The 13687-nt window shown below is 73.8% G+C and carries 11 protein-coding genes and 1 pseudogene; 4 read left to right on the top strand and 8 right to left on the bottom strand.

Going from position 1 to position 13687, the window contains the following annotated elements:
- Positions 1-131: 131 nt before the first annotated feature.
- The 4 genes and pseudogenes from ACFY61_RS13750 to ACFY61_RS13735 all read right to left on the bottom strand — a co-directional run bounded on the left by ACFY61_RS13750 (position 132) and on the right by ACFY61_RS13735 (position 4520).
- On the bottom strand, positions 132-1271 hold the full coding sequence (locus ACFY61_RS13750) for a hypothetical protein (RefSeq protein ID WP_389471060.1): 1140 nt from the start codon (positions 1269-1271) through the stop codon (positions 132-134).
- A 209-nt stretch (positions 1272-1480) separates the two neighbouring features.
- The gene (locus ACFY61_RS13745; protein ID WP_389471057.1) at positions 1481-2389 is read right to left on the bottom strand and encodes an N-acetylneuraminate synthase family protein; all 909 of its coding nucleotides are present in this window, start codon (positions 2387-2389) and stop codon (positions 1481-1483) included.
- Positions 2390-2439: 50 nt separating this feature from the next.
- Positions 2440-3234: pseudogene (locus tag ACFY61_RS13740) on the bottom strand (cytidylyltransferase domain-containing protein); the annotation flags it as partial.
- The gene (locus tag ACFY61_RS13735) at positions 3231-4520 is read right to left on the bottom strand and encodes a DUF6716 putative glycosyltransferase (protein ID WP_389471297.1); all 1290 of its coding nucleotides are present in this window, start codon (positions 4518-4520) and stop codon (positions 3231-3233) included. The gene ACFY61_RS13735 and the pseudogene ACFY61_RS13740, both read right to left, overlap by 4 nt.
- Before the next feature lie 222 nt (positions 4521-4742).
- On the opposite strand from ACFY61_RS13735, the gene ACFY61_RS13730 reads away from it, so the two are divergent.
- From ACFY61_RS13730 to ACFY61_RS13720, 3 genes are read left to right on the top strand one after another with little or no spacing between them, the layout of a single operon-like run.
- Positions 4743-5711 (top strand): glycosyltransferase family 2 protein, encoded by a 969-nt coding sequence (locus tag ACFY61_RS13730; protein ID WP_389471055.1) that lies wholly within the window; start codon positions 4743-4745, stop codon positions 5709-5711.
- The gene (locus tag ACFY61_RS13725; protein ID WP_389471053.1) at positions 5711-7075 is read left to right on the top strand and encodes a polysialyltransferase family glycosyltransferase; all 1365 of its coding nucleotides are present in this window, start codon (positions 5711-5713) and stop codon (positions 7073-7075) included. Before ACFY61_RS13730 ends, ACFY61_RS13725 begins: the two co-directional genes overlap by 1 nt.
- 2 nt (positions 7076-7077) lie before the next feature.
- A complete protein-coding gene (locus tag ACFY61_RS13720) occupies positions 7078-8193 on the top strand; it encodes an acyltransferase family protein (protein WP_389471295.1) in 1116 nt (371 codons plus the stop codon).
- A gap of 34 nt (positions 8194-8227) precedes the next feature.
- Here ACFY61_RS13720 and leuE read toward each other — a convergent pair whose 3' ends face one another.
- Complete coding sequence (gene leuE, locus ACFY61_RS13715; RefSeq protein WP_389471051.1) at positions 8228-8887, bottom strand: leucine efflux protein LeuE; 660 nt, start codon at positions 8885-8887, stop codon at positions 8228-8230.
- A 43-nt stretch (positions 8888-8930) separates the two neighbouring features.
- Positions 8931-10511 (bottom strand): methylmalonyl-CoA mutase, encoded by a 1581-nt coding sequence (locus ACFY61_RS13710; RefSeq protein WP_389471048.1) that lies wholly within the window; start codon positions 10509-10511, stop codon positions 8931-8933.
- A gap of 137 nt (positions 10512-10648) precedes the next feature.
- Between ACFY61_RS13710 and ACFY61_RS13705 the strand changes: the two genes are divergently transcribed.
- Complete coding sequence (locus tag ACFY61_RS13705; protein ID WP_389471047.1) at positions 10649-11551, top strand: peptidoglycan-binding protein; 903 nt, start codon at positions 10649-10651, stop codon at positions 11549-11551.
- 168 nt (positions 11552-11719) lie between these two features.
- Here ACFY61_RS13705 and ACFY61_RS13700 read toward each other — a convergent pair whose 3' ends face one another.
- Together ACFY61_RS13700 and ACFY61_RS13695 are read right to left on the bottom strand one after the other, a co-directional pair.
- Entirely contained in the window at positions 11720-12757 is a 1038-nt protein-coding gene (locus ACFY61_RS13700) for a hypothetical protein (RefSeq protein ID WP_389471044.1), read from the bottom strand.
- Positions 12757-13485 carry an RNA polymerase sigma factor gene (locus ACFY61_RS13695; RefSeq protein WP_389471293.1) on the bottom strand — a complete coding sequence of 243 codons (729 nt, stop codon included), beginning with the start codon at positions 13483-13485 and terminating at the stop codon, positions 12757-12759. The genes ACFY61_RS13700 and ACFY61_RS13695 overlap by 1 nt, the downstream gene beginning before the upstream one ends.
- Positions 13486-13687 lie beyond the last annotated feature (202 nt).

The raw sequence follows: 13687 nt of genomic DNA, 5'->3' as shown, positions 1-13687 counted from the left end.
GTTCACCTGTTGAAGGGTAGGCGTACCCCGCCGCCAACTGGGCGGAGATCAGCAAAAGTTCTACCCGTTCGGGGAGAAAAAACCGTCCTCCGGGCGCATGGGTGCCTTTGCCTAGGGGTAAACTCCGCCGCTCATCCGGTGGCGGGGGCCGTTCCGGCCGGCAGTCTGCGCACGTCCCGGGCGGTGTCGGTGACCCCGGCGAGGAACCCGCGGGCGCGCGGCGAGGCCGTCCCGGTGAGCCAGTCCGGGTCGATGTCGCACACGGCGACGGTCACCCCGGTGCCGGAGAGGGCGTACGGCAGGGTGTGGACGACCGTGGACGGAAAGCTGACGACGGTCCGGCCGACCGGGCCGCGGCGGGCGATCAGCTCCAGCGGCAGGTCGGGGCGGACGATCTCCAGCCCGGTCGCCTCGGCGAGGGCCCGCAGCTTCTCGGAGGACTCGCGGCGGTGGGCGAAGTAGCGGGTGGCCCCGTGCGTACGGGTGAGGGTGCGGACGGCCTGGAGGTAGCGGTCGCGGTCGACGACGCCGGTCTCCACGAGGGAGGTGCCGACGAGGTCCGTGCCCTTGGTGAGGCGGGGCGGGCCGAACCGGGCGCGGGTCCAGGCGAAGTCGTTGACCCGCAGTTCCATGCCGGGCAGCGGGGTGACGGGCATGGAGCTGAACACCTCGACGCGGCGGCTCCGGCCGGGCACGGGGGTGAGGAGGCGCCGGGCCCGCCGGGACACCGGCGCGTACGCCAGTTCCTTGGCGCGGGCGAGGGTGCCGCCGCCGGTGCGGTGCCAGCGGCGCAGGCGTTCGCCGCGGCCGAGCTGGGCCATGAACTCCATGGTGGCGGTGCCGTCGTCGACGACGACGAGGTCCTTGGCGCGGGCGGGCGCGAGGAGCAGCTGCACGAACCGGGAGAACGGGTCGCCGATGACGATCCGCTCGGCGCGGCGGACGCTGCCGGCGAGGGCGCCGAGGGCCTTCAGGGGGGCGGCGGAGGCGCCGCGGGCCTCCTGCCACTGGACGCGGTGGCCCTCGTCGCGGGCCAGGGTGGCGACGCGGCGGAGCTGGCCGCGGGACATGGGGTCGGTGGGCGGGAGCACGACGATGCGGAGCGGCTCCGCGGGGGCCGCCGGGGGCGCGGGGTCCGGGGTCCGGCGTGGCGGCTGGCCGGGGACGGCGTCCAGGACCGGGGCGGTGGATTCGGCGTGGGCCCACTCCAGGACGTTGAGGAGCTGGACGGGGCTTTCGACCAGGGCGAGGGTGGTGGTGGCAGGGTTCACGACGGCTCCTCTTCGGGGGTGCGGAGTCGCTGCGCCGGGCCTCCTCCCCCACCCCGCCCCTTCCCGTGGCGGGGGCTCCGCCCCGGACCCCGCGGGCGCTCCGCGCCCGTGCGCCCGAACGCCGCGCGGGCTTGGAATGCGGGCCCGGGCCGGGCGGAGTCCGGGGAGGGGCGGGGTGGGAGCGGGAGCCCCGTGCAGCGGGCCGGGGGTCAGACCGCGGCGAGGTCACCCTGGACGCGGCGGAGCTTGCGCATGGGGCCGAGCTCGGACTCGTAGACGCGCTTGACGCCGTCACCGAGGGCGGTCTCGATCGTGCGGATGTCGCGGACCAGGCGGGCGAGGCCGCCGGGCTCGACGGAGGCGGCCTGGTCGGAGCCCCACATGGCGCGGTCCAGGGTGATGTGGCGCTCGACGAAGGTCGCGCCGAGGGCGACCGCGGCGAGGGTGGTCTGGAGGCCGGTCTCGTGGCCGGAGTAGCCGATCGGCACGTTCGGGTACTCCTCCTGCAGGGTGTTGATGACTCGCAGGTTGAGCTCCTCGGCCTTCGCCGGGTAGGTCGAGGTGGCGTGGCAGAGCAGGATGTTGGAGCTGCCGAGCACCTCGACGGCGTGCCGGATCTGGGCCGGGGTGGACATGCCAGTGGAGAGGATCACGGTGCGGCCGGTGGCGCGAAGGGCGCGCAGCAGCTCGTCGTCGGTCAGGGAGGCGGAGGCGACCTTGTGGCAGGGGACGTCGAACTTCTCCAGGAAGGCGACGGACTCGACGTCCCACGGGGAGGCGAACCAGTCGATGCCGCGGGCCTGGCAGTGCTCGTCGATGGCGCGGTACTCGTCCTCGCCGAACTCGACCCGGTGCCGGTAGTCGATGTAGGTCATGCGGCCCCAGGGGGTGTCGCGCTCGATGTCCCACTGGTCGCGCGGGGTGCAGATCTCGGGGGTGCGCTTCTGGAACTTGACGGCGTCGCAGCCGGCCTCGGCGGCGGCGTCGATCAGGGCGATGGCGTTGGCCAGGTCGCCGTTGTGGTTGATGCCGATCTCACCGACGACGTAGACGGGGCGGCCGGGGCCGGCGAGGCGCGGTCCGAGGGGGCGGAGCCGGGCGTTCTGGGTCGCGGTCATGGCAGGTGGTGTCCTTCGGTCGGTACGGGGGCGTGCTGTTCGGGGCTCGGGTCAAGCAGGGGGGCCAGTGCGCGGGCGCGGGCCAGGTCGTGGGGGTCGTCGATCTCCAGGACCCGGGACGGGTCGGTGACGACGGGGAGGGTGCGGCCGAAGAACCGGTGCCGGGCGCGGCGGAAGCCGGCGGCGTCCATCGCGTAGGCGGCGCCGGTCTCCAGGAGGTCCTGGGGGCGGTCCTGGCGGCGGGGGCGGGTGGCCTTGTCGTGGTTGACGCCGGCGCCCCCTTCGTCCGGGGTGTGCCGCCAGAGGAAGCCGTGGAAGGGGGCCACGGTGAGGGCCGAGTCGGCCGCGCCGCCGGCGACGGCGGCGGCGACCGACTCGACGTCGGAGGCGGTGAGGAAGGGGCTGGTGCACTGGACCAGGAGGACGGTGTCGACCTGGGTGGAGTGGAGCTCCTCGAAGGAGTCGAGGGCGTGCAGCAGGGCGGACTCGCTGGTCGCGGTGTCCCCGGAGAGGGCGGCGGGGCGGCGGACCACCTGGGCGCCCGCGGCACGGGCGGCGTCCAGGACGGCCTCGGAGTCGGTGGAGACGAGGACGTCGGTGACGGTGGGGGCGGCCAGGCAGGCGCGCACCGCGCGGACCACGAGGGGGACGCCGGCGACCTCGGCGAGGTTCTTGCCGGGGACGCCCTTGGAGCCGCCGCGGGCCGGGACGACCGCGAGTACGCGGCGCGGTGCGCGGGTGCCGGGGCCGGGGCCGGGGCCGGGCCGGGAGGCGGTACCGGGGCCGGGGACGGAGGCGGTGCCGGGGCCGGTGCCGGTGGTCCTGGTGGTGCTGGTGGTGGTCACAGCTCTCCCATGCGGCGGATCACCGGGGCCACCCGCTGGACCCCGTGGCGGTAGGCCCCCCTGGCCGCTTCGCGCAGCCGGGAGCGGAGGTAGCGGCGCAGCCGGGACCGTTCGGCGTGGGGTGCGGCGGCGCCGGGCAGCGGGGTGCCGTCGGGGGCCAGGTGGTGGCGGGCGAGGATCCCGGGCAGGTAGCCGGGGGCGGTCTGGGCCGTGTAGTACGGGGCGGGGGGCGGGAGTTCGGCGCGGGCGGCCAGCTCGGCGGTCCGGGCGCGGGCCGCTTCGTACGGGGCGTCGGAGCGGACACCCTGGGCGGCGAGCCAGGCGGGGTCGCCGGCCGGGAGGAGCCCGGCGTCGAGCTGGTCCCAGGAGGCGAGGCAGCCGGAGCCGAGGAAGTGGTGGTTGCCGAGGGCCTCGCGGATCCCGAGGTCGGTGAGGACGGCGGTGGGGATGCCCCGGTGGAGGGACTCCAGCGCGGCCGTGGACGACACGGTGACCAGCAGGTCGGTGCGGTCCAGGACCTCGCCCATGTTGCCGTAGACCAGGCGGCAGTTGGGCGGCAGCCCGTCGGGGAGCTTGCCGGCGAGCCGCTGGTAGGGGTGCTCTTCGAGGTGGGTGGTGTGCTCGCCGGGCTTGCTGCGGAGCTTCACCAGGACCTCGCGGTCGGGGTGCAGGCGGGCGTGCCGGGCGGCCCGGCCGAGGAGGTAGAGGCGGTCCGCGGGGCTTTCCGGGACGGACGGCTGGACGGCCAGGACCACGGTGCGGGCGCGGTCGGTGACCTGCTCGTACGGGGCTCCGCCGAGGAAGGGCAGGGCGGTCTCGGTGACGGCGGAGGCGTCGGCCCCGACTCCCTCGTAGACGGCGCGGAAGCGGGTCGCGTCGTGGCGGGAGTTGGCGAGGACCACGTCGGCGCCGTGGCGCAGCAGCAGGCCGTCGGCGAGCTTCTCGTAGACCACGCCGACGTAGCCGGTGACGAGGACCGGGCGGGCGGCCGGGGAGGGCCACAGGGCGCGGGCGCCGTGCAGGACCGCCTGGACGGCGCCGCCGACGAGCGCGAGCACGACGAGGTCGTAGTGTTCACGGCGCAGTTCGGCGAGGAACTCCGCGCAGGTGACCTCGGTCAGCCGGTCCGCGGACACGCCGACCTCGCCGAGCTGGCGGGGGGTGGGCGTGGCCCGGCCGCGCAGCAGGAATCCGGTGAGGGTGCCGCCGTCCTCCGCGCATTCGGGAGCGATGCGGTGCGCGGTGAGTGCGCCCCATTTCCATCGCGTATCGGAATCGGCGAGCACGGCGACCCGTGTGATTGCTGGCACGGGCCAGAAGCTATGCCGGAATTCCGGTGATCGGCCCAACGAGCGCACAACGCAGGGTTAACAACCCGTCGACACAATGAGAATCCGCCGAGGGCCGGACGGATATCGGGGCGGGTTAACAGGCTGGTCGCCGTCCGTTCATGCGAATGCCTCGCACGGTCCATGGTGAATGCCGTGCGGCGCCCTAATGTCTCGCGGGTGGTCAAGCTCTCTGTGGTCGTGCCGTTCTACAACGTGCAGACGTACGCGCCGGATGCCCTGAAAAGCTTCGAACTCAACGCGCGGGACGATTTCGAGTTCGTCCTCGTGGACGACTGTTCGACGGACGGGACCCCCGGGCTGCTGGAGCGGGCGGCGCGCGAGCTGCCGGGGGCGGTGCACCTCAGACACGAGCGGAACGGCGGCCTGGCCACCGCCCGGAACACCGGGCTGGACGCGGCGCGCGGCGAGTACCTGGCGTTCCTGGACGGGGACGATTGGCTGGCGCCGGGCCACCTGGCCCGCACCCTCGCCGCCATCGAGGCCCTGGGCTGCGATTTCGTCCGGAACGACCACGTGCAGGTCACGGGCCGTACGCGGACCGTCCAGCGGATCCACTACGGTCCGCAGGGCGTCGTGGCCGACCCGCGCGGCGGGATCCTGCCGGCCGACCGGCCGACCGCGGTGGACTACCCGTACGCGTGGGCCGGGATGTACCACCGGCGGCTGCTGGACCGGGGGCTGCTGCACTTCACCGACGGGCTGCGGACGGCCGAGGACCGGCCGTGGATCTGGCGGCTGCACCGCGGGGCCGGCTCCTTCGCCGCGGTCGGAATGCCCGGAATCTTCTACCGGCGCGGGATCTCCACCTCGTTGACGCAGATCGGCGACATCAGGCAGCTGGATTTCATCCGCGCATTCGACCAGGTGATCGCGGACACCGCCGCGGACCCGGATGCCGACCGACTGCTCCCGAAAGCAGTTCGCACATATTGTGCAATTATCTCGCACCACATCGGATCCATCGAAAGGTTCGAACCGGCCGTGGCGAAAAAACTCCGTTCCATGAGCGCGGAAGCTCTCGGCCGAATGCCGCAGGCGGTACTCCGTGACGCCCTGGACTCGATGGACGTCGAACGCTCCCAGCTGCTGCGACGCCTGCGCCGGCGCACCGGGGCGGCCGCCTGATGAACGGCCGCACCACCCAGGTCTTCCTCGCCTCCACCCTCTACGGCACCGCCACCCTCGCCGCCGCGATCGACGCCGGCGGCTTCGGCACCGCCGACCGGCGCATCCTGCTCACCAGCAACAACGCTCCGGTCCCGGAGGTCTCTCCCGGCCTGGCAGACATGCCCGGCTTCGAGGCCCTGGCCGACCGCTTCGACCACGTGATCGACTGGAACCGGACGATCGAGCCCTACCACCCGAGCAGCTGGTCCCCCCGCCCCGAGGACGTGCCGCTGTGGGAGCGTCAGCTGCGCGCCCTGTGGGACCTCGGCGAGGACCGGGTCGAACTGGTCGTCGAGTCCATCCAGGTCTCCCCCGCCCAGGCGCTGTGCCAGCTCTTCCCCGGCGCCGCCGTCGAGGTCTACGCCGACGGGCTGATGAGCTACGGCCCGACCCGCTTCAAGCTCGAACCGCAGCTCGGCACCCGCATCCGGCGGGTGCTGCACCTGGACCTGGTCCCCGGGCTGGAGCCGCTGCTGCTCACCGAGTTCGGGGTGCCCTCCGAACTGGTGCCCGGCGAGACCTTCCTGAAGGTGCTCGCCGAACTCTCCCGCCGTACGCCGCGGCCCGCGGACGTGCCGGAGGGCTCCGCCCTCCTCCTCGGCCAGTACCTGTCCGCCCTGGAACTCCTCACCCCCGAGGAGGAGGACGCCCTGCACGTGGCCATGGTCCGCGGCGCCCACGCCCTCGGCCACACCGACCTCGTCTTCAAGCCCCACCCGAGCGCCCCCGCCCGGTTCTCCCGCACCGTCGAGCAGGAGGCCGCCCGGCTCGGCGCCCGGCTGCACACCCTGTCCGAACCGGTCCTGGCCGAGGTGCTGTACCAGCAGCTGCGCCCCGCGCTGGTGGTCGGCTGCTTCTCCACCGGGCTGCTCACCGCCGCCACCCTGTACGGCCTCCCCGTCGCCCGCACCGGCACCGGCCGGCTGCTGGACCGGGTCACGCCCTACCAGAACAGCAACCGGGTCCCGATGACCCTGGTGGACGCCCTGCTGCCCGACCTCGACGACGCGCAGGCGGTCCGCGGCTGGAGCGCCCCCGGCCCCGACCGGGTCCGCGCGGAACTGACCGGCCTGCTCACCGCCGTCGGCTACGCCATGCAGTCCCAGGTACTGGCCGCCCGCCGCGCGGACGCCGAGAAGTACCTCGCCGCACACCTGGACGAGCACACCTGGCGGTACTTCAAGCGCCGCCGCCTCACCGCGCTCGGCCTGCCGGGCGGCATCCCCGCCCAGCTGTCCTTCCTGCCCGGCAACAGGACCGTACGCCGGGCCGTACGCCGCATCCGGCGGCTGCGCCGGGCCGCCCTCGGGCGCACCGGGTGAGCGTGACCGCGCTGCCCGCACCGCGGCCGCAGTCCCCCGCCGGGCAGCACCCGGCGGGGACCGGCGGCCGGCTGCGGGCGCTGGACGGACTGCGGCTGCTCGCCGCGCTGATGGTGGCCCTCTACCACTTCGGCGGCCGCGGCGGGGACGTGTCCAGGGCCTGGGGCGTCTCACCGCGCGAGCTGTTCCCCGGGGCCGCGCCCTGGTTCGCGTACGGGCCTCTGGGCGTCCAGTTCTTCTTCGTCATCAGCGGGTTCGTCATCTGCATGAGCGCCTGGGGGCGGCCGCTGCGGGCGTTCCTGGCCTCCAGGGTGGCCCGGCTCTACCCGGCGTACTGGGTGGCGGTCGTCCTCGTCACCGTGGTGTTCGCGCTGCCCACCGTGGTGTGGAAGACCGTCTCGCCGAGCGATTTCCTGGCCAACCTGACCATGCTCCAGCAGCCGATGGGCGCGGAGCGGGTGCTCGGCGTTTGCTGGACGCTGTGGGCCGAGATGCGCTTCTACGTGCTGTTCGCGCTGTGCGTGGTGCTGCCGGGCGGCGGGCGCCGCCGCACCCTGGTGTTCTGCGCGGTCTGGTCGGTCGCCGCGGTGGTCGCCGACGCCTCCGGGAACGAACTGCTGCGCGTCGCGCTGATGCCCGAGTACGCCCCGTTCTTCGTCGGCGGCATCGGCCTGTACCTGGTGCACCGCGACCGCCGGGACCTCCTCGGCTGGGGCGTCGCCGCGCTCGGCTGGCTGATGGGCCAGCACTACGCGGTGGCCGGGCTGTGGCACGCCCCCGACCCGAAGTTCTTCTCCTACCGCGAGCCGGTGGTGATCATCGCCCTGGTCACGGTGGCGTTCCTGCTGGTCGCCCTGGTCGCGGTGGGCCGGCTCGACTGGATGGACTGGCAGTGGCTCACCGTGGCGGGCGCCCTGACCTACCCCTTCTACCTGGTGCACGAGCACCTGGGCTGGGTGGTGATCCACACCCTGCACCGCCGGCTGGACCTGCCCGCGTGGCCCGTCTTCGCGGCGGCCCTGCTCCTGATGGCCGGCCTCGCCTGGCTCATCCACCGGCTGGTGGAGCGCCCCTTCGGGCCGAGGCTGCGCCGGGCCCTGGACCGGCCGGCCGGCTGACGGCCGGCTGACGGCGCCCGCCGGCCGGCGCGGGTCAGCTGACGGCGAGCTTCGCCGCGAAGCCCAGGAAGACCACGCCCGCGGCCGAGGTCGCCCCGGCCGAGAGCCGCTTCCGCCGCCGGAACGCCGCGGACAGCCGGACCCCGCTGAATATCAGCGTGCTCAGGTACAGGAAGCTGCCCAGCTGGAGCAGGCCGCCGAGCAGCAGGAAGGACAGCGCCGGATAGGCGTACGACGGGTCCACGAACTGCACGAAGAAGGACAGCAGGAAGAGGATGGCCTTGGGGTTCAGCAGGCTGACCACCAGGGCCCGGCGGTACGGCCGCTCCCCGGAGCCGGCCTCCGGCCGCTCCGCCGTGCCCTCCGCCGGCTCCCCGGCCGCCGACCCGCGGTCCCGCCACAGGCCCAGGGCCGCGCGGAGCATCCCGACGGCGATCCAGGCCAGGTAGCCGGCGCCGAGCACCTTCACGGCGCCGAACAGCACCGGGCTGGCCTGGAGCAGCGCCCCCGCGCCCACGGCGGCCAGCACCATCAGCACGGTGTCGCCGGTGAACACCCCGGCGGCGGCGCGGTAGCCGTCCCGCACGCCGCGGCGGGAGGCGACGGACAGCACGTACAGCGAGTTGGGCCCCGGCAGCAGGATGATCAGCACCAGGGCGGCGAGATAGGTCGGCAGATCGGTGACACCCAGCATGCGCAGGAGTGTGACATAGGTTTGCTCCTGACACGGCCGGATTTCACCATGTGGAATCGACCGGGACGTGGGTGCCCCAGACGTCCCGGAGCGCCCCGCACACCTCCCCCACGGTGGCCCGTGCGCGCAGCGCCTCCCGCATCGGGTAGAGCACGTTGGCGGTGCCGGCCGCCGCCTCCCGCAGTCCCGCGAGCGCGGCGTCCACCGCCGCCCCGTCCCGCTCCGCGCGCAGCCGGGCCAGCCGCTCGCGCTGGCGCACCTCGATGGCCGGATCCACGCGGAGCGGTTCGTACGGCTCCTCCTCGTCCAGGGCGAACCGGTTGACCCCGACCACCACCCGTTCGCCGCTGTCCGTCTGGCGGGCGATCCGGTAGGCGTTCCGCTCGATCTCGTTCTTCTGGAAGCCCTGCTCGATGGCGGCGACCGCCCCGCCCATCGCCTCCACCCGGTCCATCAGCTCCACCGCCGCCGCCTCCAGGGCGTCGGTCATGGCCTCCACGGCGTAGGACCCGGCGAACGGGTCGACGGTGTGCGGTACGTCGGTCTCGTGGGCGAGCACCTGCTGGGTGCGCAGCGCCAGCCGGGCGGCCTTCTCGGTCGGCAGCGCGATGGCCTCGTCGAAGGAGTTGGTGTGCAGCGACTGGGTCCCGCCGAGGACGGCGGCCAGCCCCTGGACGGCCACCCGCACCAGGTTCAGCTCGGGCTGCTGGGCCGTCAGCTGCACCCCGGCCGTCTGGGTGTGGAACCGCAGCATCGTCGACTTCGGGTCCCGGGCCCCGAACTCCTCGCGCATCACCCGGGCCCAGATCCGGCGGGCCGCCCGGAACTTCGCGACCTCCTCCAGCAGGGTGGTGCGGGCGACGAAGAAGAAGGACAGCCGGGGCGCGAACTCGTCCACCGCCATCCCGGCGGCCCGCGCGGTGCGCACGTAGGCGATGCCGTTGGCCAGGGTGAACGCCACCTCCTGTACGGGCGAGGCCCCCGCCTCCGCCATGTGGTAGCCGGAGATGGAGATGGTGTTCCAGCGGGGGACCTCCTCGCGGCAGTAGCGGAAGGTGTCGGCGACCAGCCGCAGCGAGGGGCCGGGCGGGAAGATGTACGTCCCCCTGGCGATGTACTCCTTGAGCACGTCGTTCTGCACGGTGCCGGTGAGCCGCCCGGCGGGCACCCCCTGCTCCTCGCCCACCAGCTGGTACAGCAACAGCAGCAGCGCGGCCGGAGCGTTGATGGTCATGGAGGTGGAGACCCGGTCCAGCGGGATCCCCTCGAACAGGACCCGCATGTCCTCGACCGAGTCGACGGCGACGCCGACCTTGCCGACCTCCCCGTGCGCGAGGGGGGCGTCCGAGTCGTGGCCCATCTGGGTGGGCAGGTCGAAGGCGACGGACAGACCGGTGCCGCCGCCGGCGATGAGCTGCCGGTAACGGGCGTTGGACTCGGCGGCGGTGCCGAAGCCGGCGTACTGCCGCATGGTCCAGGGCCGTCCGGCGTACATGTCGCGGTGGATGCCCCGGGTGTACGGATAACTCCCGGGCTCACCCAGTTTCGCCGCCGGGTCCCAGTCCGTCAGGACCTCGGGTCCGTAGACGGGTTCGAGGGGCAGTCCGCTCTCGGTGTGTGCCATATGCGACCAAAACCTCCCTAGGCGCCGGCCGTGCGGCGGGCGTCGGTCACGATGGCGCAACATCTCGGCACGGTGTGCAACTGTCCACGCCCGCCGAGCATCGTTCAGGTGGAGACCTGAGAAACGGGGGACGAGAGATGAACCGCCTGAACCACAGAGTCGTCGCGCGCACGTTCGGCATCGCGACGGCCGTCGTACTCGCCGCGACCGCCACCGCGTGCGGACCGCAGGAGGGCAAGCCCGCGGCGCCGGCCGCGCTGGCGCCGTCCGCGGGCGCGAGCGCCTCGCCCGTCGCGGACGACGGCAAGGCGGGCGGGGGCTCGCCGTCCCCCTCGGCCTCGGCCTCCGCGTCCGCCTCCGCGCCGGTCTCGCCCTCGGCCTCCGCGTCCTCGTCCGCCTCGCCGGCCGTGAAGTACGTGATGGCCAACGGCGACGAGAACGAGAAGGTCCGGGAGCTCCAGGCCCGGCTGCGCCAGCTCGGCCACCTGAAGACGGCCCCGACCGCCTTCTACGGCTCCAAGACCACGGCGGCGGTCCGGGCCTTCCAGGGCAAGCACGGGCTGACCGTGTCGGGTTCGGTGGACGAGGCCACCTGGCGGAAGGTGCAGGAAGTCAGCCGCAAGCCCACCACGGACGAGCTGCGCCCGCCGACCACCAACGAGCTGGACACCCCCGACCCGCGCTGCATGCAGGGCCGCGTGATGTGCATCAGCAAGGAGAGCCGCACCCTGGCGTGGATGATCGACGGCAAGGTGGTCTCGTCGATGGACGTCCGCTTCGGTTCGGAGAACACCCCGACCCGTGAGGGCACGTTCAAGGTGGACCGCAAGGAACGGAAGTGGACGTCCACGCTGTACCACACGTCCATGCCGTACTCGATGTTCTTCAGCGGCGGCCAGGCGGTGCACTACTCGGCGGACTTCGCGGCGCGCGGCTACAACGGGGCCTCGCACGGCTGCGTGAACGTCCGGGACATGGGGAAGATCTCGGCCCTGTTCGACCAGGTGAACGTCGGCGACAAGGTCGTCGTCTACTGGTGACGTCCCGGGGCCCGTCGGGCCGGGGAATTGGGGGCGCGGGCAGGGCCGGGGGAACGTGCCCCGCCCGCGCCGGGTGCGCAGAGCCCAGGGGTACGGGGGGAACCCCGGCTCATGCGCGGCCGATGACCAGTCGGCTCGATATGTACTGCGTCGGCGGCGCGGAAAGTGTTACAGCCGCGCGTCCGGAGTGATCGAGAGCACACGCGCGCCGGCCGGCGGGGCCGGAACGGCGGACATGCCCGGGCGCACCGGCGGTGCTTCGAGGATGCCGGAGCCGTCGTCGCCGCCCTGGCGGCCGGACTCGCCCTCCCGGTCGCCCTTGCCCGTGTCACCGCCGGTGCCGTCGAGCAGCCGGTCGCAGAAGCGCCCGATGGTCTGGACGCCCTTGGCGGCGCGGGACAGCCGTTCGCGTCCCTCGGCCGAGATCCGTCCGGCCCGGAAGTCCCGGCAGAGGTCGGCGGCGCGGATGATCCGCTCGCCCGGATCGCGTTCCGGGGTGCCGCCGCCGTCGCCGCCGGGCTCCCTGCTGCGCAGCGTGTCGTGTTGGGGGTCGCGGCCGGTCCCGCCGGTGCCGCCGCCGTCGGTGAACCCGCCCGTGCCGGGCGTGGCCTGGCCGGAGGAGCCGGGGACCGGGGTGCCGGGGGCGGTGCCTCCGTGGTCGTGGCGGGGGTCCGACCCGTCGGTGGTCAGCCCCGGCGCGCGGGTGCCGTCGGCGGGGTCCGGCCGCAGCGGGTTGGCGTCGGTGGTGAGGGAGACGGCCGGGGCGGGTCCGGCGCTGTGGTGCCGGTCCCGGTCGATCAGTCCGGCGCCGGCCGCGGCCGCGACGCCGCCGATCGCCACGCCGGCGATCGCTGCGGCCAGCCCGAGGCGGATCGGGGCGCGGCGCCGCGGGCGCGCGGCGGCGGGGCTGCCGAGGCGTACGACGGTTTCGGCCGGGGCCGGGGCGGCGCGCTCCGTTTGGGCTTCCGTTTCCGGCCGCGCGGGGGCGGTTTCCGGCCGGGCGGCCAGGAAGGCGGCGACGGCCGCGGCCTCGCCGGGGAGTTCCCGGCCGGGGGGAGCGGGCGCGGGCACGACGGCGTCCAGCGCGGCGCGCAGGCGGGCCGCTTCGGCCCGGATCCGGTGATCGGCGACAGGCCCGACCGGCTCTCCGCGCAGCAGTCTGTCCGCTGCGTCCCCGTCCAGCCACCTGTTGCGATCGTCGGCCATCACATGTCCTTCTGCGTCCGCCAACGTGAATGCGTCACACCGGACTGCTCTACGAGATCCGCGCCGGCACCGCGCGGGGAGGGGACCGCGTCCAGGTCCCCGCCGACCGTGCCGCCGCCGTCCGGCCCGGCGCGGCCTGACGCATTATGGCCGACTTCCGCATCGGGATCCGCTCCCATTTCGGCCTTCAGGAGCTCGGCGAGCTTCTTCAGGCCCCGGTGGGCGGCGGTGCGTACGGCTCCGGGGCGTTTGCCGAGGGTCTCGGCGGCGCTCTTGGCGTCGAGTCCGACCACCACGCGCAGGACCACCGCCTCGGCCTGGTCCTGGGGCAGGCGGGCGATGAGGGCCATGGTGCGGCCGGTGGCCAGGGACTCGATGGCCGCGCCGGCGGTGTCGCAGTCGGCGGCCCGCCCGGTGAGTTCCGTCTCGTCGCCGCCGATGGCCGGGCGGCGGCCGCGCATGCGCACGTGGTCGAGCGCCCGGTTGCGGGCGATGCGGGCGGCCCAGCCCCGGAAGCGGTCGGCGTCCCCGGAGAAGGTCCCGAGGTCGCGGGCGATCTGCAGCCAGGCCTCGGAGGTCACGTCCTCGGCCTCGGTGTCGCCGACGAGCGTCCGTACGTACCCGAGCAGACGCGGGTGCACGGAGCGGTACACAGTACGGAACGCGCTTTCGTCGCCGTGCTGTGCCGCGAGCACCGCGGCGGTCAGCTCCGCGTCGTCCCCCAGCAAAGTCCCCAACCCGTTCACTGTCCTGTACGTCCTGCGCAAATCAGCACGTTACGGCTTTCAAGCACCGACGTCCACGAGTTGTACAACGAGCAACCATCCATGCGCGAAGCGAGGTGTGACACAAAACGCACTCGGGACGCTGACAGGGATACGGGCTTGTCGCACGAGTCCGTGTCGGATGGCGGCCGGGGCCTCTCCTGTG

The organism is Streptomyces sp. NPDC012888, from assembly GCF_042900645.1.
Classification (GTDB): domain Bacteria; phylum Actinomycetota; class Actinomycetes; order Streptomycetales; family Streptomycetaceae; genus Streptomyces.
Note: the sequence above shows the minus strand (reverse complement) of the source record. Positions and strands in the feature narration are given on the sequence as shown.